19 protein-coding genes and 1 tRNA gene are annotated in these 22,537 nt (G+C 61.2%); 13 read left to right on the forward strand and 7 right to left on the reverse strand.

Features of this window, described 5'->3' with window-relative positions; genetic code table 11:
- Positions 1-508 precede the first annotated feature (508 nt).
- Both AC2FNZ_RS07240 and AC2FNZ_RS07245 read left to right on the forward strand, forming a co-directional pair.
- Positions 509-4,135: a vitamin B12-dependent ribonucleotide reductase gene (locus tag AC2FNZ_RS07240; RefSeq protein WP_496840058.1), complete on the forward strand. Its 3,627-nt coding sequence runs from the start codon at positions 509-511 to the stop codon at positions 4,133-4,135.
- 540 nt (positions 4,136-4,675) lie between these two features.
- Entirely contained in the window at positions 4,676-4,921 is a 246-nt protein-coding gene (locus AC2FNZ_RS07245) for an EF-hand domain-containing protein (RefSeq protein ID WP_093962168.1), read from the forward strand.
- Positions 4,922-4,972: 51 nt separating this feature from the next.
- Here AC2FNZ_RS07245 and AC2FNZ_RS07250 read toward each other — a convergent pair whose 3' ends face one another.
- The gene (locus AC2FNZ_RS07250; protein WP_496840060.1) at positions 4,973-6,517 is read right to left on the reverse strand and encodes a trimethylamine methyltransferase family protein; all 1,545 of its coding nucleotides are present in this window, start codon (positions 6,515-6,517) and stop codon (positions 4,973-4,975) included.
- Between the two features lie 415 nt (positions 6,518-6,932).
- Here AC2FNZ_RS07250 and AC2FNZ_RS07255 point away from each other — a divergent pair, with 415 nt between their 5' ends.
- Entirely contained in the window at positions 6,933-7,451 is a 519-nt protein-coding gene (locus tag AC2FNZ_RS07255) for an outer membrane protein (protein WP_170338997.1), read from the forward strand.
- 16 nt (positions 7,452-7,467) lie between these two features.
- Here the strand turns inward: AC2FNZ_RS07255 and AC2FNZ_RS07260 are convergent, their stop codons facing one another.
- Positions 7,468-8,655, reverse strand: coding sequence for a pyridoxal phosphate-dependent aminotransferase (locus AC2FNZ_RS07260; protein WP_496840061.1), 1,188 nt, complete (start codon positions 8,653-8,655; stop codon positions 7,468-7,470).
- Between the two features lie 265 nt (positions 8,656-8,920).
- Between AC2FNZ_RS07260 and cysS the strand changes: the two genes are divergently transcribed.
- From cysS to AC2FNZ_RS07275, 3 genes are all read left to right on the forward strand, one after another.
- Entirely contained in the window at positions 8,921-10,552 is a 1,632-nt protein-coding gene (gene cysS, locus AC2FNZ_RS07265) for a cysteine--tRNA ligase (protein ID WP_496840062.1), read from the forward strand.
- 71 nt (positions 10,553-10,623) lie between these two features.
- On the forward strand, positions 10,624-12,258 hold the full coding sequence (gene cimA, locus AC2FNZ_RS07270) for a citramalate synthase (protein WP_496840063.1): 1,635 nt from the start codon (positions 10,624-10,626) through the stop codon (positions 12,256-12,258).
- A 2-nt stretch (positions 12,259-12,260) separates the two neighbouring features.
- A complete protein-coding gene (locus tag AC2FNZ_RS07275; protein ID WP_496840203.1) occupies positions 12,261-13,037 on the forward strand; it encodes a squalene/phytoene synthase family protein in 777 nt (258 codons plus the stop codon).
- Here AC2FNZ_RS07275 and AC2FNZ_RS07280 read toward each other — a convergent pair whose 3' ends face one another.
- A complete protein-coding gene (locus AC2FNZ_RS07280) occupies positions 13,038-14,264 on the reverse strand; it encodes an MFS transporter (RefSeq protein ID WP_496833250.1) in 1,227 nt (408 codons plus the stop codon). It abuts the gene before it with no gap.
- A 97-nt stretch (positions 14,265-14,361) separates the two neighbouring features.
- Between AC2FNZ_RS07280 and AC2FNZ_RS07285 the strand changes: the two genes are divergently transcribed.
- On the forward strand, positions 14,362-14,994 hold the full coding sequence (locus tag AC2FNZ_RS07285) for a DNA-3-methyladenine glycosylase family protein (protein WP_496840064.1): 633 nt from the start codon (positions 14,362-14,364) through the stop codon (positions 14,992-14,994).
- Positions 14,991-15,656 (forward strand): alpha/beta hydrolase, encoded by a 666-nt coding sequence (locus tag AC2FNZ_RS07290; protein ID WP_170368478.1) that lies wholly within the window; start codon positions 14,991-14,993, stop codon positions 15,654-15,656. Before AC2FNZ_RS07285 ends, AC2FNZ_RS07290 begins: the two co-directional genes overlap by 4 nt.
- A gap of 10 nt (positions 15,657-15,666) precedes the next feature.
- Here the strand turns inward: AC2FNZ_RS07290 and AC2FNZ_RS07295 are convergent, their stop codons facing one another.
- Positions 15,667-16,092 (reverse strand): VOC family protein, encoded by a 426-nt coding sequence (locus AC2FNZ_RS07295; protein WP_496840065.1) that lies wholly within the window; start codon positions 16,090-16,092, stop codon positions 15,667-15,669.
- A 31-nt stretch (positions 16,093-16,123) separates the two neighbouring features.
- Positions 16,124-16,729: an rRNA large subunit pseudouridine synthase E gene (locus AC2FNZ_RS07300; protein WP_170390707.1), complete on the reverse strand. Its 606-nt coding sequence runs from the start codon at positions 16,727-16,729 to the stop codon at positions 16,124-16,126.
- A 213-nt stretch (positions 16,730-16,942) separates the two neighbouring features.
- Here AC2FNZ_RS07300 and AC2FNZ_RS07305 point away from each other — a divergent pair, with 213 nt between their 5' ends.
- Positions 16,943-17,530: an HNH endonuclease gene (locus AC2FNZ_RS07305; protein ID WP_093962158.1), complete on the forward strand. Its 588-nt coding sequence runs from the start codon at positions 16,943-16,945 to the stop codon at positions 17,528-17,530.
- A gap of 2 nt (positions 17,531-17,532) precedes the next feature.
- On the opposite strand, the gene AC2FNZ_RS07310 is transcribed toward AC2FNZ_RS07305, so the two are convergent.
- Together AC2FNZ_RS07310 and AC2FNZ_RS07315 are read right to left on the reverse strand one after the other, a co-directional pair.
- Positions 17,533-17,997, reverse strand: a complete 465-nt coding sequence (locus tag AC2FNZ_RS07310; protein ID WP_093962157.1) for a disulfide bond formation protein B — start codon at positions 17,995-17,997, stop codon at positions 17,533-17,535.
- Positions 17,994-18,572 carry a YqaA family protein gene (locus tag AC2FNZ_RS07315; RefSeq protein ID WP_093962156.1) on the reverse strand — a complete coding sequence of 193 codons (579 nt, stop codon included), beginning with the start codon at positions 18,570-18,572 and terminating at the stop codon, positions 17,994-17,996. Before AC2FNZ_RS07315 ends, AC2FNZ_RS07310 begins: the two co-directional genes overlap by 4 nt.
- Positions 18,573-18,715: 143 nt before the next feature.
- Between AC2FNZ_RS07315 and AC2FNZ_RS07320 the strand changes: the two genes are divergently transcribed.
- The 4 genes from AC2FNZ_RS07320 (at position 18,716) to AC2FNZ_RS07335 (ending at position 22,535) form a co-directional block, all read left to right on the forward strand.
- Positions 18,716-18,801 (forward strand) — tRNA-Leu (locus tag AC2FNZ_RS07320).
- A 574-nt stretch (positions 18,802-19,375) separates the two neighbouring features.
- Positions 19,376-20,794, forward strand: coding sequence for a UbiA family prenyltransferase (locus AC2FNZ_RS07325; RefSeq protein ID WP_496840067.1), 1,419 nt, complete (start codon positions 19,376-19,378; stop codon positions 20,792-20,794).
- On the forward strand, positions 20,791-21,213 hold the full coding sequence (locus AC2FNZ_RS07330; protein WP_496840068.1) for a GtrA family protein: 423 nt from the start codon (positions 20,791-20,793) through the stop codon (positions 21,211-21,213). The genes AC2FNZ_RS07325 and AC2FNZ_RS07330 overlap by 4 nt, the downstream gene beginning before the upstream one ends.
- Positions 21,210-22,535, forward strand: coding sequence for an FAD-binding oxidoreductase (locus tag AC2FNZ_RS07335; protein ID WP_170367159.1), 1,326 nt, complete (start codon positions 21,210-21,212; stop codon positions 22,533-22,535). Before AC2FNZ_RS07330 ends, AC2FNZ_RS07335 begins: the two co-directional genes overlap by 4 nt.
- Positions 22,536-22,537 lie beyond the last annotated feature (2 nt).

The following is a 22,537-nucleotide window of genomic DNA, read 5'->3' on the forward strand; positions in this document are numbered from 1 at the left end:
TTTGTGTGTCGTGATGCGTCGCGTTGCGCTGCCACGAAGATTGGTGATTCTCCTCCCAGTATGGGGCACGGGCGGGCAGGTGACCATTTTCTCGTAACCGGGCCGGGAAAAAAGAAAATCCGATTTGACCGATCTGCACGGTTTTGTGGACAGCGTTGTGGAGGAATCGGCGCGTTCTGTCTCGGCCCATCCTGTGGTTTTGCGGTCAACAGAAAAGTTTGGGTTCGGAGCCAAAAAATGCCGTTGACCAACTATGGGTAGATACGCCAGATTGTATGGGCCGAGTGAGTTGCCACTAAATCTGGTAGGAATAGCCAGAGTTGGCACAGGGCGAGGGTCGGAAAGCACTCCAAACTGATGTGCAACCGTGCGAACGGGTTTGCGCTGCCAAAGGCAGCGCCAGGTCCTTTGCGTCCCTGATCGGCGGTCAAGGCGGGCGGCACCCCGCCAGAAAACGGAATTGGTGCCGGACAACCGAATTTGGGCTGATTGATCTAGGGCGGCGGACATGAAGATTGAAAGAACATTTACCAAGGCAGGGCAGGACGCATACGCAGAGTTGGACTTCGTGTCCGTCACGTCCGAGATCCGCAATCCGGATGGAACGATCGTGTTCCGCCTTGATAACATCGAGGTCCCCTCTCGGTGGAGCCAGGTCGCCAGCGACGTGATCGCTCAGAAGTATTTCCGCAAGGCCGGCGTTCCCAGCAAACTGAAAAAAGTCCGTGAGAAGGACGTGCCCGAGTTTTTGTGGCGCTCGGTTCCGGCCGATGATGCCGAATTTGGTGGCGAGACGTCTTCGAAGCAGGTGTTTGACCGCCTGGCGGGTGCGTGGGCCTATTGGGGCTGGAAGGGCGGTTACTTCTCGACCGAGGAAGACGCGCGCGCCTATTTCGACGAGATGCGCTACATGCTGGCGACCCAGCGCGCCGCGCCGAACAGCCCGCAATGGTTCAACACTGGTCTGCACTGGGCCTATGGGATCGACGGTCCGGCCCAAGGTCACCACTATGTGGACTACAAAACCGGTAAGCTGACCAAGTCGAAATCGGCCTATGAACATCCGCAGCCGCACGCGTGCTTCATCCAGTCGGTCGATGACGACCTGGTGAACGAAGGCGGCATCATGGATCTGTGGGTGCGCGAGGCGCGCCTGTTCAAATACGGCTCGGGTACCGGGACCAACTTCAGCCATCTGCGTGCAGAAGGCGAAGCGCTGTCGGGTGGCGGCAAGTCCTCGGGCCTCATGGGCTTTCTCAAGATCGGCGACCGCGCCGCTGGCGCGATCAAATCAGGCGGGACAACCCGTCGAGCAGCAAAGATGGTGATCGTCGATGCAGATCACCCTGACATCGAGCAATTCATTGAATGGAAGGTGATCGAAGAGCAGAAGGTGGCCTCGATCGTTGCTGGATCGAAGATGCACGAGAAGATGCTGAACGGCATTTTCGAGGCCATCCGCGCTTGGGACGGCGCACAGGACGACGCCTATGACCCCAAGAAAAACGACGCGCTGAAAGCGGCGATCCGCGAAGCGAAAAAGGTCGCGATCCCCGAGACTTATATCAAGCGCGTGCTGGATTATGCCAAGCAGGGCCACGACAGCATCGAGTTCCCGACCTATGACACCGACTGGGACTCTGAGGCCTACAGCTCGGTCTCGGGGCAGAACTCGAACAACTCGATCCGTGTGACCAACGCTTTCCTGAAGGCGGTAGAGAAAGATGCCGATTGGGAGCTGATCAACCGTACCGACGGCAAGGTTGCCCGGACGGTCAAGGCACGCGATCTGTGGGAAAAAGTCGGCCACGCGGCCTGGGCCTGCGCCGATCCGGGCATTCAATTCCACGACACGGTCAATGAATGGCACACCTGCCCTGAAGACGGCGAGATTCGTGGCTCGAACCCGTGCTCAGAGTACATGTTCCTGGATGACACGGCCTGCAACCTGGCTTCGATGAACCTGTTGACCTTCCTGAAAGATGGCGAGTTCCAGGCGGCCGACTACATGCACGCGGCCCGTCTCTGGACGCTGACGCTCGAGATCTCGGTAACAATGGCGCAGTTCCCGTCGAAAGAGATCGCGCAGCTGTCTTATGACTTCCGTACGCTGGGTCTGGGTTATGCCAATATCGGCGGACTGCTGATGAACATGGGCTACGGCTACGACTCGGACGAGGGTCGTGCGATCTGTGGCGCACTGACCGCGATCATGACCGGCGTTGCCTATGCCACCTCGGCCGAGATCGCCGGAGAGCTGGGGCCGTTCGCCGGCTACAAGCGCAACGCCGAGCATATGCTGCGGGTCATCTGCAACCACCGTCGCGCTGCGCAGGGTGTGACCGAGGGCTATGAGAAGCTGTCGGTCAAGCCGGTGCCGCTGGATCACGCCAACTGTCCGGACAAACGCCTTGTCGATCTGGCCATGAGTGCCTGGGACGAAGCGTTGAGCTTGGGCGAGAAGAACGGCTATCGCAACGCGCAGGCCACGGTGATTGCGCCGACCGGCACGATCGGTCTGGTGATGGACTGCGACACCACCGGGATCGAGCCCGACTTTGCGCTGGTGAAGTTCAAGAAACTGGCCGGGGGCGGCTACTTCAAGATCATCAACCGCTCGGTGCCGTCGGCGCTGGAAAAGCTGGGCTATTCCTCGGCCCAGATCGAGGAGATCGTGTCCTACGCGGTGGGTCACGGCACCTTGGGCAACGCGCCGGGGATCAACCACACCTCGCTGACCGGTCACGGGTTCGGCCCGAACGAGCTGGCCAAGATCGATGCCGCGCTGGAAAGCGCGTTCGACATCCGGTTCGTCTTCAACCAGTGGACGCTGGGCGAGGATTTCTGCACCGGTGTTCTGGGCATCCCGGCTAGCAAGCTGAACGATCCGACCTTTGACATGCTGCGCCATCTGGGCTTCAGCAAGGCGGATATCGATGCAGCCAACGACCATGTCTGCGGCACCATGACCCTGGAAGGGGCCCCGCATCTGAAGCCCGAGCACTACTCGATCTTCGACTGCGCCAACCCCTGCGGCAAGAAGGGCAAGCGGTTCCTGGGTGTTGACAGCCACATCACCATGATGGCTGCGGCGCAAAGCTTCATCTCGGGCGCGATCAGCAAGACGATCAACATGCCCAATGACGCCACGATCGAAGATTGCCAGAAGGCCTACGAGCTGTCCTGGAGCCTGGGCGTCAAGGCCAACGCGCTGTATCGCGACGGGTCCAAGCTCAGCCAGCCGCTGGCGGCGGCGTTGGTCGAGGATGACGACGAAGCGGCTGAAATCCTCGAAAGCGGCTCGATCCAGGAAAAGGCCGTTACATTGGCCGAGAAGGTCGTCGAGAAGGTGGTGGTCAAAGAGATCATCCGCAGCCACCGCGAAAAGCTGCCGCACCGTCGCAAGGGGTATACCCAAAAGGCGATCGTGGGCGGGCACAAAGTCTATCTGCGCACCGGCGAATTCGAAGATGGGCAACTGGGCGAGATATTCATCGACATGCACAAGGAAGGCGCTGGCTTCCGAGCGATGATGAACAACTTCGCCATCGCCGTCTCGGTCGGTCTGCAATATGGCGTGCCGCTGGAAGAGTTTGTCGACGCCTTCACCTTCACCAAGTTCGAACCCGCCGGGATGGTTCAAGGCAACGACTCGATCAAAAACGCCACGTCGATCCTCGACTACATCTTCCGCGAACTGGCCGTGTCGTACCTCGATCGCACCGACCTGGCGCATGTGAAGCCCGAGGGCGCAACATTCGACGACCTGGGTCGTGGCGAGGAAGAGGGTGTATCGAACGTCTCGGAGATCAGCGACAGCGCGGCTTCGAAATCCCTGGAGGTGCTGAAACAGATCAGCTCGACCGGTTATTTGCGCAAGCGTTTGCCGCAGGACCTGATGATGTTCAACGGTGCTGCCGAAGCGACCGGGCTGTCCGAAGCGGCCGTGACCTTTGAAACCAAGAGCGAAACCACTGTCGTCACCGAAACGGCCACCGGGATGGATGCCCGGACAAAAGCCAAAATGCAGGGATACGAGGGTGACCCTTGTGGCGAATGCGGAAACTACACGCTGGTGCGCAACGGCACCTGCATGAAATGCAACACCTGCGGGGCAACCAGCGGGTGTAGCTAAGGCAAACGCCCCGCCAGGCGGGGTGTAGGGACCTGGATTTCCCCCCGGACTTCCGGTCCCGACGAATTCGGAGCAGGGCAAAACCTGAGACTTACCCTAGGTCGCCCTGGTCCACTCGGCCGGCATGCCCGTGCTGGCCGGGAACAGGGTGGGGCGGAATATCGGTCCTTCCCACTCTCTCACGGGGCGGGTGCGCTCGTCCCATGTGCAGTCCAGGCCGCAGGCAAAAAACACCGGGCGGTCAACGAATTGAGCCTGGAAGGCAAAACTGACAGGGGGCTTCGGCCCCCTTTCTTTTTTGCGACTCGGTCAGGCTGAGCGGCGGATTGCCGGGAACAGGGGTACCGATGAGGGAAGTTGTGCCGATGCGCTGGCGGACGGCTTGGCGCAGCGAAAGCTTGCGAATCCAAATGGCCCAAACGGGCAGGGATTGGCGCGAATTGCGGGAAAATCTCTTCGGCCGATGACAGTGCGGCTGAGCGGGTGTTTGGTGTGCCTGTCCGGACAGACTACCACAAACCCCCTATCAGGAGACTGACAATGAACTCTCAGAAACTGGCCGTTCTGGCCGCAGTTGCCCTCGGGTTCCCTGCGCTTGCATTCGCGCAGAGCTCGGCTGACGCAAATGGCGACGGTGTTCTGACCATCGAAGAGGTTCAGGCCGTTGTGCCCGACATGGATGCCGATGCGTTCTCGCTTTTGGACGCGAATGGTGACGGCGCTTTGGATGAGGCCGAAATCGCAGCCGCGCAAGAAGCCGGTCTGCTGCCGCCCAGCAACGGTTAACAGCTTGAAGCACGAGGCAGCCCAGAGCGATCTGGGCTGCTTTTCAATTGGTTATGCAGGCAAATGAATGTTGAACCTGCTTCTGAGTCCCGCATCCAGCGCCGGATCGAAACGCGCCGGAGACGGAGCGCCAAGGATCTCTTCTTTGCGTGCGGTGGCCTTTTCGACCAGGTCCGGCTTGCCCAGCTCGGCCCATTCCTTGGGCGAGGTCCGGTCGCCAAGCGCCGGATAGACATAGTCAGCCTGCATACGACTGAGTGTTGCGTCGGTACCCAGGTAGTGACCCGGGCCACCGAGACAGACCGACGCGATCTGGTCCAGCGCCAGCGTGTCGTCCGTGACCTCGATCCCACGAACGCATCGCAGGGCCTGACCGATCAGATCGTCACCAAGGATCAGGCTTTCAAAGCAGAAACCCAGCAGCGAAGCGTGCATGCCCGCTGCTTCGTAGACCATGTTCAGGCCGGACAGCCCGGCCATGACGTTGGAACACATCTGCTCCCATCCGGCTTGCATGTCGGGCAGTTTGGAGTCCGAAGCACCTGCTGCAGCGCCGCCGGGCAGGTCATAGAATTTGTGCATCTGGGCGCAGCCTGCCGTCAACAGGGCCTGCTCGCCAGACCCGACGCTCATCGCACCGGTCCTGAGATCAAGGCCAAAGGGCCAAGTGCCAAAAACCGCCGGAGCGCCTGGGCTTACGGCGTTTACATAAACCAGACCGGCCAAGCATTCCGCCGTAGCCTGGACAATCGCACCAGCCACCGTTGACGGGGCCGTGGCGCCCGCCATCCCAGCGGATAGCAACAGGACCGGCATCCCCGCCTTGATACATTCTTCCATCACCTGGCAGCTCTCGGTCGCGAATTTCATCGGTGGCACGACAAAGCAGTTCGAGTTCGAGACGAAGGGCCGCTCACGCCATTTGTCCTCGCCGCCAGCGATCATATGCAGCATTTCCATGGCCGGAGCTACATAGCTGGGGTCTGTGAAGGATGTTCCGATATGCTTGTAAGTTCCAGAACAACAAGCATAAATCGTGTTCAGATCCATTTCGCGGTTGTCGGTGATGTCGCGGCAGACCATGGGGCGCTGCACGAAATGGATATTGTCCAGTTGTTCGCAAATCCGCGCGGCATCGTGCAAGTCCTGCACTGTCGAGTCGCGGTAATTGCGTCCCTGGGCGTCGACCATGCTGACGGCTGCCCCGGCGGTTCCATAATGAACACGTCCGCCGGACAGTTCGAGATCGGTTTTGCCGTCGCGGCTGTACAGCGTGACCGAGCGGTTGGCGCGGGCGATCGTGTCCTCGACCAGCGCACGGGGAAAACGGATGCGTCCGTCATCGCCCAGCGTACAGCCGGCATTGACCAGGTAATCGATCCCGCTGGGTGGTGCGTCGGCCAGACCGATGGTTTCGAGCGCATCGAGCGCGGCAGAGTGAATACGCTCCATGTCCTGTTGGCTGAGCGGTTTGTAGGTGCCGCCCTCAAGCCCCGGGCGGACGGGGCGCAGATGTTCGGGCAGGGCCGCGGCACGGGCGGCCCGACGGGCGGCACGGCCGCCACTGCGGGACGTTGAGCGGGATTGGTCGTTCATGGTGAGGATTCCAAATTGAAAGTCAGGTCAAAGGGGGGAAGCTTCAACCCGTCACGGCCGTCCTCGTGCCGCACGCCCCCGATCGGCACCGATGGTGCGGCTGATCAGGCAAATCTTCCAAATATCGTTTGGCATGTGGTCCTCAACTCCTGCGACGAATGGTGTCAGGGTCCGAGCAAGCAATCTGTCCTGTTTGCGACCGATGTCGCTTTTGGCCTCGAAAATTTGGAACGTCGATGAACGCCGCAGGAAATCCTCACGCAAAGGGCGAAATATGTTATGCTTCCATTACTTATTGTTAAGATTTGCGTGACTTGAATTGATCTGACGGCACCAAAGCACATGTGAAATTGAGGTGCACATCACCGCATCTGTTGCAATCGCAAAGGGTGCTGAACGAAAACCGGAGGTCTGCATGAAACTGATCCGCGCCTTGCTGTCGGCCCTGCTGATTCCAGCGGCGCAGGTGGCGTTGGCCGAGGATTGGACCGGACCTTATGCCGGGTTCACCTTCGGTTATACCGACGCGGACGGCCCCGGCGGCAGTGGAGGCAATTCGGGCAGCATCGGCGCGAATATCGGATACGATCTGGATCTGGGCAGCTTCGTCGTCGGGGGTGAGTTGGAGTATGATCGACTGAATCTCGACCTGGGCGCCTCGGAGGGCAGTTTGGACAGCGTGTCCCGCGTGAAACTGCGCGGCGGGTACGAGTTTGGGCCCGCTTTGGGCTACGTCGTGGTGGGTGCCGCGCGGGCGAATACTTCGGGCGACAGCGACACAGCGGCAGTCTACGGGATCGGCGTAGCCTATCCTCTGGGCGACCGGCTGATCATCAGCGGCGAAGCCTTGCGGCAGAATTTCAACGATGTCACGCGGTCGCGCGGCGATTTGGATACCAACACCTTCAATCTGCGCACGACCTTCCGGTTCTGAACGAAACCCGTCTCGGTCACTCGGCCGCTGTCTGACCCGCAAGCCGGGCGGCGAAACCGCATAGGGTCTGGAGGGCGGCGGCGAACCGGTCATCATCAATGGTCATGGCCACGCGCACATGCCCTGCGGCGGCTTGGCCGAAGCTTTCGCCGGGCATGACCGCGATGGCGTGGGTGTCCAGCAGCGCATTGGCGAAGTCTTCGCCGCTTTGCCCCGTCGCGCGGATGTCCAGAATCAGGTACATCGCGCCTTGTGCGGGGATCAGGCCCACAGTGTTTTGTCGGGCCAGAACCTGCATCGCCCGGGCGCGGCGGCGGCGGAAGGGGGCCGCAACCTCTTCTTCCAGTTCGTCCCCCGCGGTCAGCGCATAACTGGCAGCGTCCTGTATGAATCCCGGAACCCCGTAGGTGGTGTGCGTGGCAAGGTTGATCAGGTGTTCGATGGCCTCTTCGGGGCCAACGATCCAACCGCAGCGCGATCCGGTCATGGCATGGGATTTCGACATCGAGCCCACGACCAGGGTGCGGTCGGCCATACCGGGCAGGGCGCGGGGCGACAGGTGCGCGCCTTCCCAGACCTGCGTGTCATAGACCTCGTCCGAGATCAGCCAGATGTCGCGCTCGCGGCACAGATCAGCAATCTCGGTCAGGGTCTCGCGGGAATAGACGACCCCGGTCGGGTTGTTTGGCGTGTTGATCAGCAGCGAAGCGGCACCCTCGGCCTGTTCCGCGATCGTGGCTGCGTCAGGCTGAAAGGCGTCCTCGGCCCGGGTCTGAACCGCGCGCGCGACAGCGCCCGCTCCGCGGATCGTACCGGGGTAGGTGGCGTAGAACGGATCAAGATAGAGGCCCACATCGCCCGGGTCGCACGCAGCCATATGCGCGGCGAACAGCGCGGCCTGTCCGCCCGGGGTGATCAGCACGTTGTGGCGCGTGGTGGGAACACCCGTGCGGGTCTGCACCCGCGCGGCCACGGTATCGCGCAGCAGATCCGTGCCCGGCACCATGGCGTATCCGGTATGGCCCGCACGCGCCGACCGGTCCATCTCGGCCAGGATCGAGGGGTGGGTGCGGATGTCATGCTCGCCAATGGTCAGCTCGGTCACGGCTTGGCCTTCGGCGATCATGCGGCGCGCACGATAGAACACGTCCCACCCGTCCGAACCGCCTCCGTTTAGGTGCGTGATGCGGTGCGAAAGTTTCATGGCGCGCCTCCGTTACAGCAAGTCCGCCGAATGGGTCAGAGCCGCGGTGATTTGTCAATCAGCTTCCCCGGTAGGCAACAGAAGTCTTGGCGCGCGGGATCGGGCGTGCTATGCGATGGGCCATGAACCGGAAGACCTGCATCATTATCTGCTGCATTCCCTGCTGAACTTTCACGCGGGCCGGTTTCTTTCGTTTTCTTCCCTGAGACAAGTTGCTAAGCCCGCGTCAACGCGCACGCTATTGCTGTATCCAGGAGCCAGACGCATGACGACGATCAAACTGCACAACACGCGGACCCGGACGAAGGAAGATTTCGTTCCGATCGATGCCGACAACGTGCGGATGTATGTCTGCGGACCCACCGTGTATGACCGGGCGCATCTGGGCAACGCGCGGCCCGTGGTGGTGTTTGACGTGCTGTACCGCCTGCTGCGCCATGTCTATGGGCCGGAGCATGTGACCTATGTTCGCAACTTCACCGACGTTGATGACAAGATCAACGCGACGGCCTTGGCGCGCAAGCAGGCCGGGGCCGAAGGAACGCTCGAACAGTTGGTGCAGGAGCGGTCGGACGAGACGATCGGCTGGTACCTGCATGACATGGGCGCGCTGGGGGCGCTGGAGCCCGACCAGATGCCGCGGGCCACGCGGTATATCGACCAGATGATCGCCATGATCGAGGATCTGATCGCCAAGGGTCACGCCTATGAGGCCGAGGGGCATGTTCTGTTCGCGGTGGACAGCTGGCGCGACGAGTATGGCAAGCTGTCGGGCCGGTCGGTCGATGACATGATCGCAGGCGCGCGGGTCGAGGTGGCGCCCTACAAGAAGAACCCGATGGATTTCGTTCTGTGGAAGCCCTCGGACGATGAATTGCCGGGTTGGGAGTCGCCCTGGGGCCGGGGTCGTCCGGGCTGGCATATCGAATGCTCGGCCATGAGCTATGAGTTGCTGGGCGAAAGTTTCGACATCCATGGCGGCGGCAACGACCTGATGTTTCCGCACCACGAAAACGAGATCGCCCAGAGCAAATGCGCCCGCCCCCATGGCGAATTCGCGCGCTATTGGCTGCATAACGAGATGCTGCAGGTCGAAGGCAAGAAGATGTCCAAATCGCTGGGCAATTTCTTCACGGTGCATGACCTGCTGGATCAGGGCGTGCCGGGCGAGGTGATCCGGTTCGTCTTCTTGCAGACCCACTATCGCAAGCCGATGGACTGGACAGAAAAGAAGGCGCGCGAGGCCGAGGCCACGTTGCGCAAGTGGCGGGCGCTTACTGCGGGCATCGAGCCCGCACCCAGCGCGGCGCCTGCGGTTGTTGCTGCGTTGAGTGATGATCTGAATACAGCGGGTGCGATCGCCGAGTTACACCGCCTTGAGCGACAGATCAGCCGTCAACAAAATGCATCAAATGAACCGGTGAATTTGCGTAGAGGCTTGTTGTCTAATTTTTTGGCGTCGGCACAGTTGTTGGGTCTGTTAACTCCAGAAATGGGTGCATGGTGGGATCAAAACCGAGAGCTAGATAAGTCTTTTTTTGCAAAAGAGATTGAGAATTGGGTGCTTCTTCGTTCTCAATTTAAGGCTCAGGCCAGAGAGTGGATGAAGAGCGGAGACAAGGAAAAGGGTGGCTTACTGTTTAAGTGGGCAGACAAGATGAGGGACGAAGACCTACCGTACTTTGGGTTCACGTTAAACGATACTAAGGATGGCTTTGAGTGGGAGCTCCGGCCGACATTGTCGCGAGTGAACGTCATCAGATCTGCTACAGGCGATCTTTCGAATGTGGACGCTGCGAAAGTTCGAAACGATCATTGGGCTGAAACTCTGGAACGCATGAAAAAGAGTCGTGAGGGCTATGAAATTCACTACAAAGAGTTGCTTGCGGAAACCTGAACGAGTTCTCCAAACCGAGCCTCATCCTCCGTTTAAGAGGGCACCTGCCGAATAACCAGAGAGCCAAGAAGATGATTAAGGAACGCCTGTACCTCTATGACACTACGCTGCGCGACGGGCAGCAGACGCAGGGCGTTCAGTTCTCGACCGCCGAAAAGGTCCAGATCGCGCAGGCGCTGGATGCTTTGGGGGTGGACTATATCGAAGGCGGCTGGCCCGGTGCGAACCCCACCGACAGCGCGTTTTTTGACGCCACGCCCAAGACGCGCGCCCGCCTGACCGCCTTTGGCATGACCAAGCGGGCCGGGCGCTCGGCCGAGAATGACGACGTGCTGGCCGCGGTCATGAACGCAGGCACGCGGGCGGTCTGTCTGGTGGGCAAGTCGCATGACTATCACGTGACGGACGCGCTGGGGATCTCGCTGGAGGAGAATGTCGAGAACGTCCGCGCCTCTGTCGCGCACGTCGTGGGGCAGGGGCGCGAGGCGCTGTTCGATGCCGAGCATTTCTTTGACGGCTACAAAGACAACCCCGCCTATGCCATGCAGGTCTGCCAGGCGGCGCTGGAGGCCGGGGCCCGCTGGGTAGTGTTGTGCGACACCAATGGCGGCGCGCTGCCGGCCGAAGTGGGGCGGATCGTGTCCGAGCTGATCGCGGCGGGTTTTCCCGGCGACCGGCTGGGCATCCACACCCACAACGACACCGAAAATGCCGTGGCCTGTTCCCTGGCGGCCGTGGATGCCGGCGCGCGCCAGATCCAAGGCACGTTGAACGGGCTGGGTGAGCGTTGCGGCAACGCCAACCTGACCGCCCTGATCCCGACGCTGCTGTTGAAGGAGCCTTATGCCTCGGCCTTCGAGATCGGGGTCAGCCGCGACGCGCTGACCGGTCTGACCCGCATCAGCCGCATGCTGGACGACGTCCTGAACCGGGTGCCCAGCAAACAGGCGGCCTATGTCGGGGCCTCGGCCTTTGCGCACAAGGCGGGGCTGCACGCCAGCGCGATCCTCAAGGATCCGTCGACTTATGAACATGTCGATCCGGCCACCGTGGGCAATGCGCGGATCATTCCGATGTCGAACCAAGCGGGCCAGTCGAACCTGCGCAAACGCCTGACCGAGGCTGGGTTGCAGGTCGAGTCGGGCGACCCGGCGCTGGGGCGCATCCTGGAACGGATCAAGGCGCGCGAGGCCGAGGGGTATTCCTATGACACTGCGCAGGCCAGTTTCGAGCTGCTGGCCCGCGATGAACTGGGCCAGCTGCCGCAATTCTTCGAGGTCAAGCGCTACAAGGTCACGGTCGAGCGGCGCAAGAACAAGTACAACCAGATGGTCAGCCTGTCCGAGGCGGTCGTCGTGGTGAAGGTGGATGGCGAGAAGAAGCTGTCGGTCAGCGAGTCGATGGACGAAAACGGCAGCGACCGTGGCCCGGTGAACGCGCTGGCCAAAGCTTTGGCCAAGGATCTGGGGCAGTACTCGCCCATCCTGGACGATATGCATCTGGTGGACTTCAAGGTACGCATCACCCAGGGCGGGACCGAGGCCGTGACCCGCGTCATCATCGACAGCGAAGACGGACAGGGGCGGCGCTGGTCCACGGTTGGGGTCAGCGCGAACATCGTTGATGCTTCGTTCGAGGCGTTGCTGGAAGCGATCCAGTGGAAGCTGGTGCGCGATTGCAGCCCGCAATCGGTGGTGGCCGAGTGAGCGTGCCCTTCGACGACGACGTCAAGGCCTGCGCGGCGCTGGTCCACCGGGCCGACCCCGATCGGTTCATGGCCGCGATGGCGGCGCCGGTGCCGGCGCGGGCCGTGCTGTTTCCGATCTATGCGATGAACATCGAGGTCGCCCGCGCGCCGTGGGTCACCCAAGAGCCGATGATCGCGGAAATGCGCCTGCAATGGTGGCGCGACGCGCTGCAGGAGATCGCCGAAGGACCCTCCGTGCGGCGGCACGAGGTGGTCACGCCCCTGTCGCGCGTCCTGTCCCCGCATCTGGCGGCGATTCTGGATGAATTCGTGGCCGTAAGGCGTTGGGATATCTACCGGGATCCGTTCGAGGATGAGGAACACTTCGAGGCCTACCTCACCCACAGCGCAGGGTCGCTCATGGTCGCCTCGGCGCAAGCCCTGGGTGCCGCCGACGAAACGGTCCTGCGCGATTTTGGCTATGCGGTCGGTGTGGCGAACTGGTTCCGCGCCATCCCCGAGCTTGAAGCCCGCGGGCGCATTCCCCTGTTGGACGGGACGCCGGACGGGGTGCGCCAGTTGGCCGAGCGCGCGCTGGACAGGATGGCCGCGGCCCGAGCACGGCGGGCCGATGTTTCGGATCAGGCGCGCCCTGCGCTTTTTGTCGGCTGGCAGGCAGACCGCGTCCTGCGTCATGTGCTGGCTGAGCCCGGTCGGGTCGCTGCTGGTGCGCTGAACGTGGGCGAAATCCGACGACGCGTGTCACTGATCTGGACGGCTTCGACCGGTCGGTGGTGATCAGGAGAGTTTGGCCTCGCGGGGTCTGAGCACCAGCCACAGCAGCGCGCCGCCCGCCAAGGTCAGCAGCGGCACCATCGCCAGGTTGACGGCGGTCCATCCCTCGACCGGGGATCCGCCCGAACAGTTCATCAATCCGCCCGAGGCCAACGACGCAATCGTCACGCCGCCGAACACCAGCAGGTCGTTCAGGCCCTGCACTCGGCCGCGTTCATGCACCTCGTGCTCGGCCGCCAGCATGCTGGTGGCGCCGATGAAGCCGAAGTTCCAGCCGATGCCAAGCAGCACGAGGGCCAGAAAGAAGTTCTCGATCTCAACGCCTTGCAGAGCCACAACGCCCGCACCGCCCAAAACCGCCAAACCGATGGCGACCATCTTCTCGGCCCCGAACCGGGCGATCAGATGGCCGGTGAAGAAACTGGGAACATACATCGCCAGAACGTGGCTGGTGACCACATCCGCCGCATCACCTTCGGAGAAGCCGCAGCCGACGACCGCCAGCGGCGTCGAGGTCATCACCAGGTTCATCAGCGCGTATGAGACCATGGCACAGATGATGGCCACGGCGATGCGCGGAGTTTTCAGCAGTTCGAGCCGCGACCGGCCTTTGGGTGCATCCTGTGACGGACGGTCGGGGGTCGGAATGTCCAGAAACAGGAACAGGACCGAACCGATGACGTTCACCGCGATCACCGCGAAATAGGTGCCCAGGAACGGAATGACATAGGCCTGCGAGGTCAGTTTGACGATCTGCGGCCCGATGATGGCCGCGGCCAGACCGCCGGCCATGACGTACGAGATCGCCTTGGGCCGGAACGCGTCCGACGCGGTATCGGCGGCGGCAAAGCGATAGAAGCCATGTGCGCTCATGTAGATGCCGGTCAGCAGGCTGCCCAACAGGAACACGGGAAACGACCCCAGGTACAGGCCATAGGCGCCCACGGCGCCGCCCACCGCTCCGGCGGTGGCGCCGACGAGGAACCCAGCGCGGCGGCCCCAGCGCTGCATGATGGCCGAGACCGGCGTGGCCGCCAGCATCGAACCCAGAACGATCAACGAAATCGGCAGCGTGGCCAGGCAAGCGTTGCTGGCCAGCGACTGGCCCGCCAATCCACCGACGATGAAGATCATCGGCATCTGCGCGCCCAGAATCGCCTGCGCCGCCACCAGAACGGCAACGTTGCGCTTGGCGCGGGTATCGTCGGGGGCGGTGCTGGTCATCGTCATGCGCAAATGGGTATCGGCGAACCGACAGACATACAAGCGGGTTGCATATGCGACAAAGCAGCCTAACCTGCGCCCCGAACCGCCACCCGGAGCCGCCATGACCGTTGGTCGAATTATCGAGACACCAGAATGCGTTGCGGAAGGGGCCGAGTGGCTGTCTGACGCCTGTCCACGCATGGCGCACGCAATCGAACTGACCAGCCCGTTGCCCTTGCGCCGTCGGCCCGACGGCTTCGCGCAACTGCTCAGCGCCATCGTCAGCCAGCAGGTCAGCGTGGCCTCGGCCAACGCGATCTGGAGGCGGATGCAGCAGGCGGGCCTGACCGGGCCACGCAAGATCAAATGGGCCACCGACGACGATCTGCGCGCAGTGGGGCTGAGCCGTCAGAAAATCCGGTATGCCCGGGCGCTGGCCGAGGCGCGGATCGACTACAAGAGCCTGCGCGAGGCGCCCGATGACGTGGTCATTGCGACCCTGACACAGGTGCCGGGCATCGGGGTTTGGACGGCCGAGATCTATGCCATGTTCTCGCTGGGGCGGGCGGATGTGATCGCGCCGGGTGATCTGGCCCTGCAGGAGGCCGCGCGGATGCTATACGACCTGCCGGATCGGCCGACCGACAAGGCGTTGCGGCAGATGGCCGAGGCGTGGTCGCCGTGGCGGTCGGTTGCAGCCCGGGTTCTGTGGGCCTATTACCGCGTGGCCAAGGATAGGGAAGGGATCAGATGACACGGGTTTTGAACGCGCTCCGCAAAGAGCCGGTTTCGGGCGACACGCGCTCGGTCGTGGTGTTCGTGCATGGCTATGGCGCCAACGGGGCCGATCTGCTGGGCCTTGCGGATGTTCTGGGCGAACACCTGCCCGACACGCTGTTCGTGGCCCCCGACGCGCCCGAGCAGATCCCCGGCATGCCCAACGGCTTCCAGTGGTTTCCGATCCCGTGGATCGACGGCTCGTCCGAGGAGGAGGCCCGGCGCGGCATGGAAATGGCGGTCGAGGATTTCAACGCCTTCCTGGACGCCCTGATGGTGGACGAAGACGTGCTGCCCGAGCAGGTGGTGCTGTTCGGCTTTTCCCAGGGCAGCATGATGAGCCTGCACGTGGCCCCACGTCGCGAAGATCCGGTGGCTGGCGTGATCGCGTTTTCCGGCCGCCTGTTGGAGCCTGACCTGCTGGCCGACGAGGTGGTCAGCCGGATGCCGGTGCTGCTGGTCCATGGCGATGCCGATGACGTGGTGCCGCCGCAATCGCTGCCCGAGGCCGCCGAGGCCCTGCAGCGCGCGGGCTTCAAGGAAGTTTATGCCCACATCATGAAGGGCACTGGCCACGGTATCGCACCCGACGGGCTGGGCGTCGCGTTGGCCTTCATGCGGGACAAGCTGAGCCTGTAATGCGGCTGGGTCACCCCCACAGGTGCCCCTCCGCAAACTCCACCGAATTTCCGGCCGGATCGCGTACATAGAGCGACCGAGCCCCGTTGGGCCAGTCGAATTCGGCCTCGACCGGGACGTTCCAGTCCAGCAGATGCTTGCGCATCGACGCGATCTGGTCGCTGGTCAGGATGAGGCACACATGCCCCGGACCGCGCGCACCATGCGGCGGCACCGGCAGGTCAGGATTGGTCGGAGGCTGTTCCGTCTGGTCCGGGTTGAACAATAGCAACACGGAGGTGCCGACCCGGAAGAACACGTGCCGGCTCTCGACGCGCTGAATGCGTTCCAAGCCCAGAACCCCGCCATAGAACCGTTCGGCGGCGTCCAGATCATCGACATACAGCGCGGCCTCGAGAATGCCCGAAGGCGACGGGATTCCGGCTGTTACTTTCATGACGCTATCATAACGGACATCGCTGAAAAAGTCACCGCCGCGGACGCCGGTCCCGCTTGCGTTGGGGGGCGGTTTCCAGAACGGGCATCGGCAGGCTGTCCCAGCTGCCGGGGGCGAGATCGTCTAAGGTCCAGTCTCCGATCCGGGCGCGGATCAGGCGCAGGGTGGGGTGGCCCACGGCGGCCGTCATGCGGCGCACCTGACGGTTGCGCCCCTCGCGCAGTGTTAGTTCCAGCCAACAATCCGGCACCGACTTGCGTTCGCGGATCGGGGGCGTGCGCGGCCACAGGCCTTGGGGTTCGTCAATCAGCCGCGCCTTGGCTGGGCGGGTCATGCCGTCATTCAACTCGACCCCGTCACGCAGGGCCCGGATGGCCGCCGCATCCGGGATTCCTTCGACCTGAACCCAGTAGGTTTTGGGCATTTTGTGCTTGGGGTCCGAGATCTGGGATTGCAGCCGCCCATTGTCGGTCAGCAGCATCAACCCCTCGCTGTCACGGTCCAGCCGCCCGGCCGGATAGACCCCCGGCAGGTCGATGAAATCCGACAGGGTGCTGCGGGGCGACTCGGCATTTTGCCGGTCGGTGAACTGCGGCAGCACGTCAAAGGGTTTGTTGAAGCGGATGAACCATGACATGAGCTCCGCCTTACTCTCAGTTCCGGACCTGCGCAAGCTGTGGATAACTGTCACGTGATTGTTACGGATTCGGGGTAGTTCGTTACCGAGATGTTGTGGAAAAACAGGACTTGTCAGAGTTTTGACACGATATATAGTTAAGTTAAGACCGGGGCGGGTGCTCCCCGCTCTGGTGTCCCATACAGGCAGCCGAGAGCGAGGAGCGATTCAGCCATGGACGGAGATTTCAGGACCGAATTTGTCAGGGAGCCAGGTGCCCTCAAGCACCATCCGGCATTGGTTTTGAACGCCGATTATCGCCCGCTTTCCTACTATCCGCTGTCGCTGTGGCCCTGGCAGGAGGCGATAAAGGCCGCCTGGCTGGACCGGGTTGATATCGTCGCCGAGTATGACGAAGTGGTCCGCAGCCCGAGTACGGTGATCCGAATACCGTCGGTGGTTGTCCTGAAAGACTATGTGAAACCCAGAAAGCGCGTGGCCTTCACGCGCTTTAATTTATTTCTGAGGGATGAGTTCCGCTGCCAGTACTGCGGCAGCCGGGGCGAACTGACTTTCGACCACGTCGTGCCGCGTGCGGCAGGGGGTGTCACCAGTTGGCAGAACGTGGTGGCCGCCTGCAGTCCGTGCAATCTGCGCAAGGGGTCGAAATCGCTGCGTCAGGCCGGGATGAGCCTGCGCAAGCCACCTCGGCAGCCTGACGCCAGCATGCTGCAGAATATCGGACGGAAGTTTCCGCCGAACCACCTGCACGAAAGCTGGATCGACTTTCTGTATTGGGACGCAGAACTGGACGCCCAGTAGGTTCAACGCGCGCGCCAGGCGGCCAGCCAGACCAGAACCAGCCCAGCGGATAGCAGAGCATTCCATCCGGCCATGGACAACCCGAACATCTCCCACGGGATATCATCGCACCGCACCAACGGGGCCGCCATGATCTGTTCCATCAGCTCCTCGGCAGACAGGCCGCTGATACTGCCCGATGTGCAACTGGACGGACCTTCCCAAAGACCACGCTCGACCCCGGCGTGATAGACGCCGATACCGGACGTGGCGGCGGCAGCGGCTGCGCCGAGGAGAGGCAGCAGGCGCACGCCCGGAAGTGCAAAGGCCAGCGCGCCGAGCAATACAGCCGCACCATGCGGGTAGCGTTGCCAGATGCACAATTTACACGGGGCCATGCCGCCCAGATACTGGAACCCCCAAGCCGCAAGAAGCAAAGCTGCAGACCCACCCGCAGCCAGCAAAATGAGTGTCCGTTTCCGCGTCATATGTATTTCACCACCAGAAATCCGCCGATCAGAAGAATGATGAACAAAGTGAACATCAACCCAAGCCGTTTTTCGATGAAGTCCCGGATAGGCTCGCCAAAGCCCCAAAGCAACCCGGCGACGATGTAGAACCGCAAAGCGCGGGCGAGAATCGAAGTGGCGATGAACGTCCCCAGTGGCATTCCCGTCCAACCGGACATGATCGTGATGACCTTGTACGGGAAAGGCGTGACACCGGCGGTCAGAACGGCCCAGAACCCGAAATCGTTGAACCGCTGGTTGAACTCCTGCATCGCGTGACCCTTGCCCATCGCTTCGAGGATGGGTTGTCCGATGCTGTCGTAGAAGAACGCGCCGATTGCGTATCCCAAAAGGCCGCCCAGAACCGAGAATACAAGCGCAACGGTGGCAATCAGCCATGCCCGCGATGGGCGTGCCAGAATCATCGGGATCATCAGCACGTCGGGTGGAATCGGAAAGACCGAGCTTTCGATGAATGCCACAAATGCCAACACCCACAGTGCGTGTGGGTGGTCAGCCAGTCGGATCGTCCGATCATAAAGCGATTGCAGCATCAGCGCGTGTTCCCAAGCTTTGTCATGACGAGGCAAACCACGCGTCCGACGGGGCGTCAACCGATCTGTCCCGGGCTGATCGTCGATTGACCGATTTTTGCCTCTGGACGTTCGGCAAGATGGGCGGTAATTCAATGCGCGTGGCCCAAGTGGCGGAATGGTAGACGCAGGGGATTCAAAATCCCCCGCCTTCACGGGCGTGAGAGTTCGAGTCTCTCCTTGGGCACCACCACCGCAACCGTTATCGTATAGTCCCCAGGGCGTTTGAGCTGTCAAAGCTCGCGTGCTCGGCTGGCTTCAGCTCGAGCATCCAGCCTCGAATTGAGCGAGGAAACTCTACGCGGAACAGTGGGATCCGGACCGTTGTCTGATGCGGTATCACGAGCAACGGTAGAGTTTCCAAATCGGCAACTATAGCCAACGCAGAGGCTGTCTGTGTCTCCGTTGGACGGTGTCTCTGACAGCGTATCCGCGCGCGACTGGGCGCTGAAGTGGGCACATTCCAGAGTGATATGACCCTTGAAGCTCGTGCAATATGAATGCGGCCGCATTGGGTGAAGGGCTTTCAAATAATTGAAAGAACGCGATTATGGTACAGCGTCACTGGGATAGGCCGTGACGCCATCATTTGGCCATAGAAATTGGTGAAACAATGAGCCGTGACAGGCACTGACGTGATATCGAAGCAGGCTATGACGAGAAGGGTTGGCGGGCACAGCTGTGCAGTTGCCATGCCTTTTGAGCTTTGCAATAACGGACCTCATAGTTCCCCGTCCCGGGTAATGATTATAGTTGGTTGATTTATGTGCAAAATCCTTGTGGTAGATCTGGATGGCACTCTTTTGAAGAGTGACATGCTGTACGAAAGCTTTTGGTCGGCTTTCGGACGGAACTGGCGTAGCCCGTTTCACTCAGCTGCGGCTCTGTTGGGGGGACGCGCTTCATTGAAACGTTACCTGGCCGCAGAGGCCGAAATTGACGTCACCTCGTTGCCCTATGATCCCAAGGTGTTGGAATACATCGAGAAGTGGCGCGCAGATGGCGGCAAGACCGCCCTTGTGACGGCCTCGGATGAGGGTATCGCCCAAAGCATCGGAGCCCATTTGGGTATTTTTGACGAGGTTCATGGTTCCGACGGGTCGCTGAACCTGAAAGGTGAAAACAAGGCCGAGTTTCTGGACGAACGCTTTGGTCCGGGCGGATACGCCTATATGGGCGATTCCCACGCCGACCTTGCGGTGTGGCGAAGGGCCAATCTGGCGGTTTCCGTGAACGCGGGGCCGGGACTGGCGAAACAAGCGGAAGCGGTTGCACCCAAGGTCGAGCATCTGCACACACACGAAGTGACCGCCAAGTCCTACCTCAAGGCGCTGCGTCCGCATCAATGGATGAAGAACCTTCTGGTCTTTTTGCCGATGCTGGCGGCCCATCAACTAACGGGGCAGGTGTTTTGGTTGTCGTTGCTGGCTTTCATATCGTTCAGCCTGATCGCATCCAGTGTCTATGTCCTGAATGACTTGCTGGACCTTGCAGCAGATCGGGCGCATCCGCGCAAACGCGCGCGGCCGTTTGCTTCGGGCAACATTCCGATTTCGTCTGGAACGTGGATGGCTGCCGGTCTGCTGATTTCAGGCTCGGTCATTGCGGCCATGGTCGGGCTGGAGTTTTTCCTGGTGATGGTGGCGTATTATGCACTGACGACCGGGTACTCATTGTATCTTAAGCGCCAGTTGGTCATCGACATCTGTGTCTTGGCCGGCCTTTACACGACCCGGATCGTGGCGGGTGGAGCGGCAACAGGGTTGGAGCTTTCAGTCTGGCTCCTGGCATTTTCGATGTTTCTGTTCCTGTCGCTTGCGGCGGTCAAAAGGCAGGCCGAGTTGGTGGACTATGCGGCACGCGGTAAATTGTCGGCAACCGGGCGCGGCTATCACGTGGATGACCTTCCGATTATCTCCATGATCGCCGTCAGCGCGGGTTATGTCGCAGTTCTGGTTATGGCACTCTATGTCAGCTCGCCGGTGGTGGTGCAGCTCTACTCCTACCCGCAGGCCCTGTGGGGCGTGTGTGCTGTTCTGCTGTTCTGGATCACCCGGACCGTCATGATTACGCATCGTGGCAACATGCACGATGATCCCGTGATCTATGCGGCCAAGGACCCGGTCAGCCTGCTTTGCTTTGCCATAATTCTGCTGTTCGTTGTCGCGGGGTCAATGCTGTGACGGTTCAGGGATTGATTCTGCGCTATTCCGCCTTTGCCATCGTGGCGATGGCCTTGAACCTGACCGCGCAGCGCGCAGTCCTGTCGCTTGGCGAGGGTGGCTGGTACTTCGCGGCTGCAGTGTTTGCGGGTACTCTGGTCGGCCTTGTGGTCAAGTATACCCTCGACAAGCACTGGATTTTCTATGACCGGCAGACGGGGCTGAAGGCCCATGGTCAGAAATTTTCGCTGTATACGGCGATGGGTGTGGTCACCACTGCAATTTTTTGGGGCACCGAGACGGCCTTTTGGGTGGTTTGGAAAACCGATCTCATGCGCGAGGTTGGCGCGGTTATCGGGCTGACAGTGGGTTACGTGATCAAGTACCATCTGGATAAGCGCTTCGTATTCAACGCCGGCTCGGCGGAGGCGCGGGCATGAGGCTTTCCGGCTGGGGCAGGTACCCCGTTCTAGAGACCAGCGTGATCGCGCCGCGCAGCGTCGAAAGCCTTCGATCGGTCGTGCGGGAAGGACCAGATGTGATCGCGCGCGGCAATGGGCGCGCCTATGGAGACAGCGCAATTGGGCGCACGACAACCGTACACACCCGGCATCTGAACAGGATGGTGTCCTTCGACAACCAGACCGGAGTGTTGGTTGCCGAGGCGGGGGTTCTGCTGGGCGACGTGATCGCAGCGTTTCTGCCCCGGGGTTGGTTTCCGATCGTTACACCGGGCACCAAATTCGTCACGATCGGCGGTGCCATCGCCGCAGATGTTCATGGCAAGAACCACCACCGTGTCGGTAGTTTCCGCCATTGCGTCGAATGGGTTGAGGTCATGGGCGATGATGGGGAAATCACCCGATGCAGCCGCGCCTCGAACAGCGCATTGTTCGACCACACCTTGGGCGGCATGGGCCTTACCGGGATCATCGTACGGGCCGCGGTTCGGCTGCAGCCGGTCGAGACAGGTTGGATCAAGCAAAAGACCATAGCCGCACCCAGCCTTCAGGATGCGATGAATGCATTCGAGGCCGCACAGGATGCAACATACTCGGTCGCGTGGATCGACTGCTTGTCCACTGGCCGAAACCTGGGGCGGTCTCTGGTGATGCTGGGAGAACACGCTGCGGTCTCGGACCTGCCGGGGCGGTATGCCAGGCAACCCCTGATCTGCCCGACCAAGCGCAAAAAATCCGTGCCGATGGATCTGCCGTCGTTTGCCTTGAACCGCCATACGGTTCGGGCATTCAACGCCGGTTACTATTGGATGGGGGTTCGAAACGGCGACACCAAGCTGGTGAACTGGGATACGTTCTTTTATCCGCTGGACGCCATATTGGGATGGAACCGTATCTACGGTCGCAGCGGGTTTGCCCAGTTTCAATGCGCGTTGCCTATTCATCGTTCACGTGCCGGTCTGACCGAGCTTTTGCAAGCTATCGCCGGCAAGGGCATGGGTTCGTTTTTGTCCGTGCTGAAACGGTTCGGACCGCAAGACAGTCCGTTTTCCTTCCCCATGGAGGGATACACGCTGGCGCTTGATTTCCCGATTTCCGACAAAACGCTCATTCTCATGGACAAGCTGGATCGGATCACCCTGGAACATGGTGGACGGTTCTACCTGGCCAAAGACAGCAGGATGTCGGCCAATACTTTGAACAGATCAGACGATCGCGTGACCCGATTCCGCGAGGCGCGCAACGTCAATGGGTGGCGGGACCGGTTCCGCTCGGCCCAGTCAGAAAGGCTTGAAATATGACA

This window comes from Ruegeria sp. SAZA006, assembly GCF_059613465.1.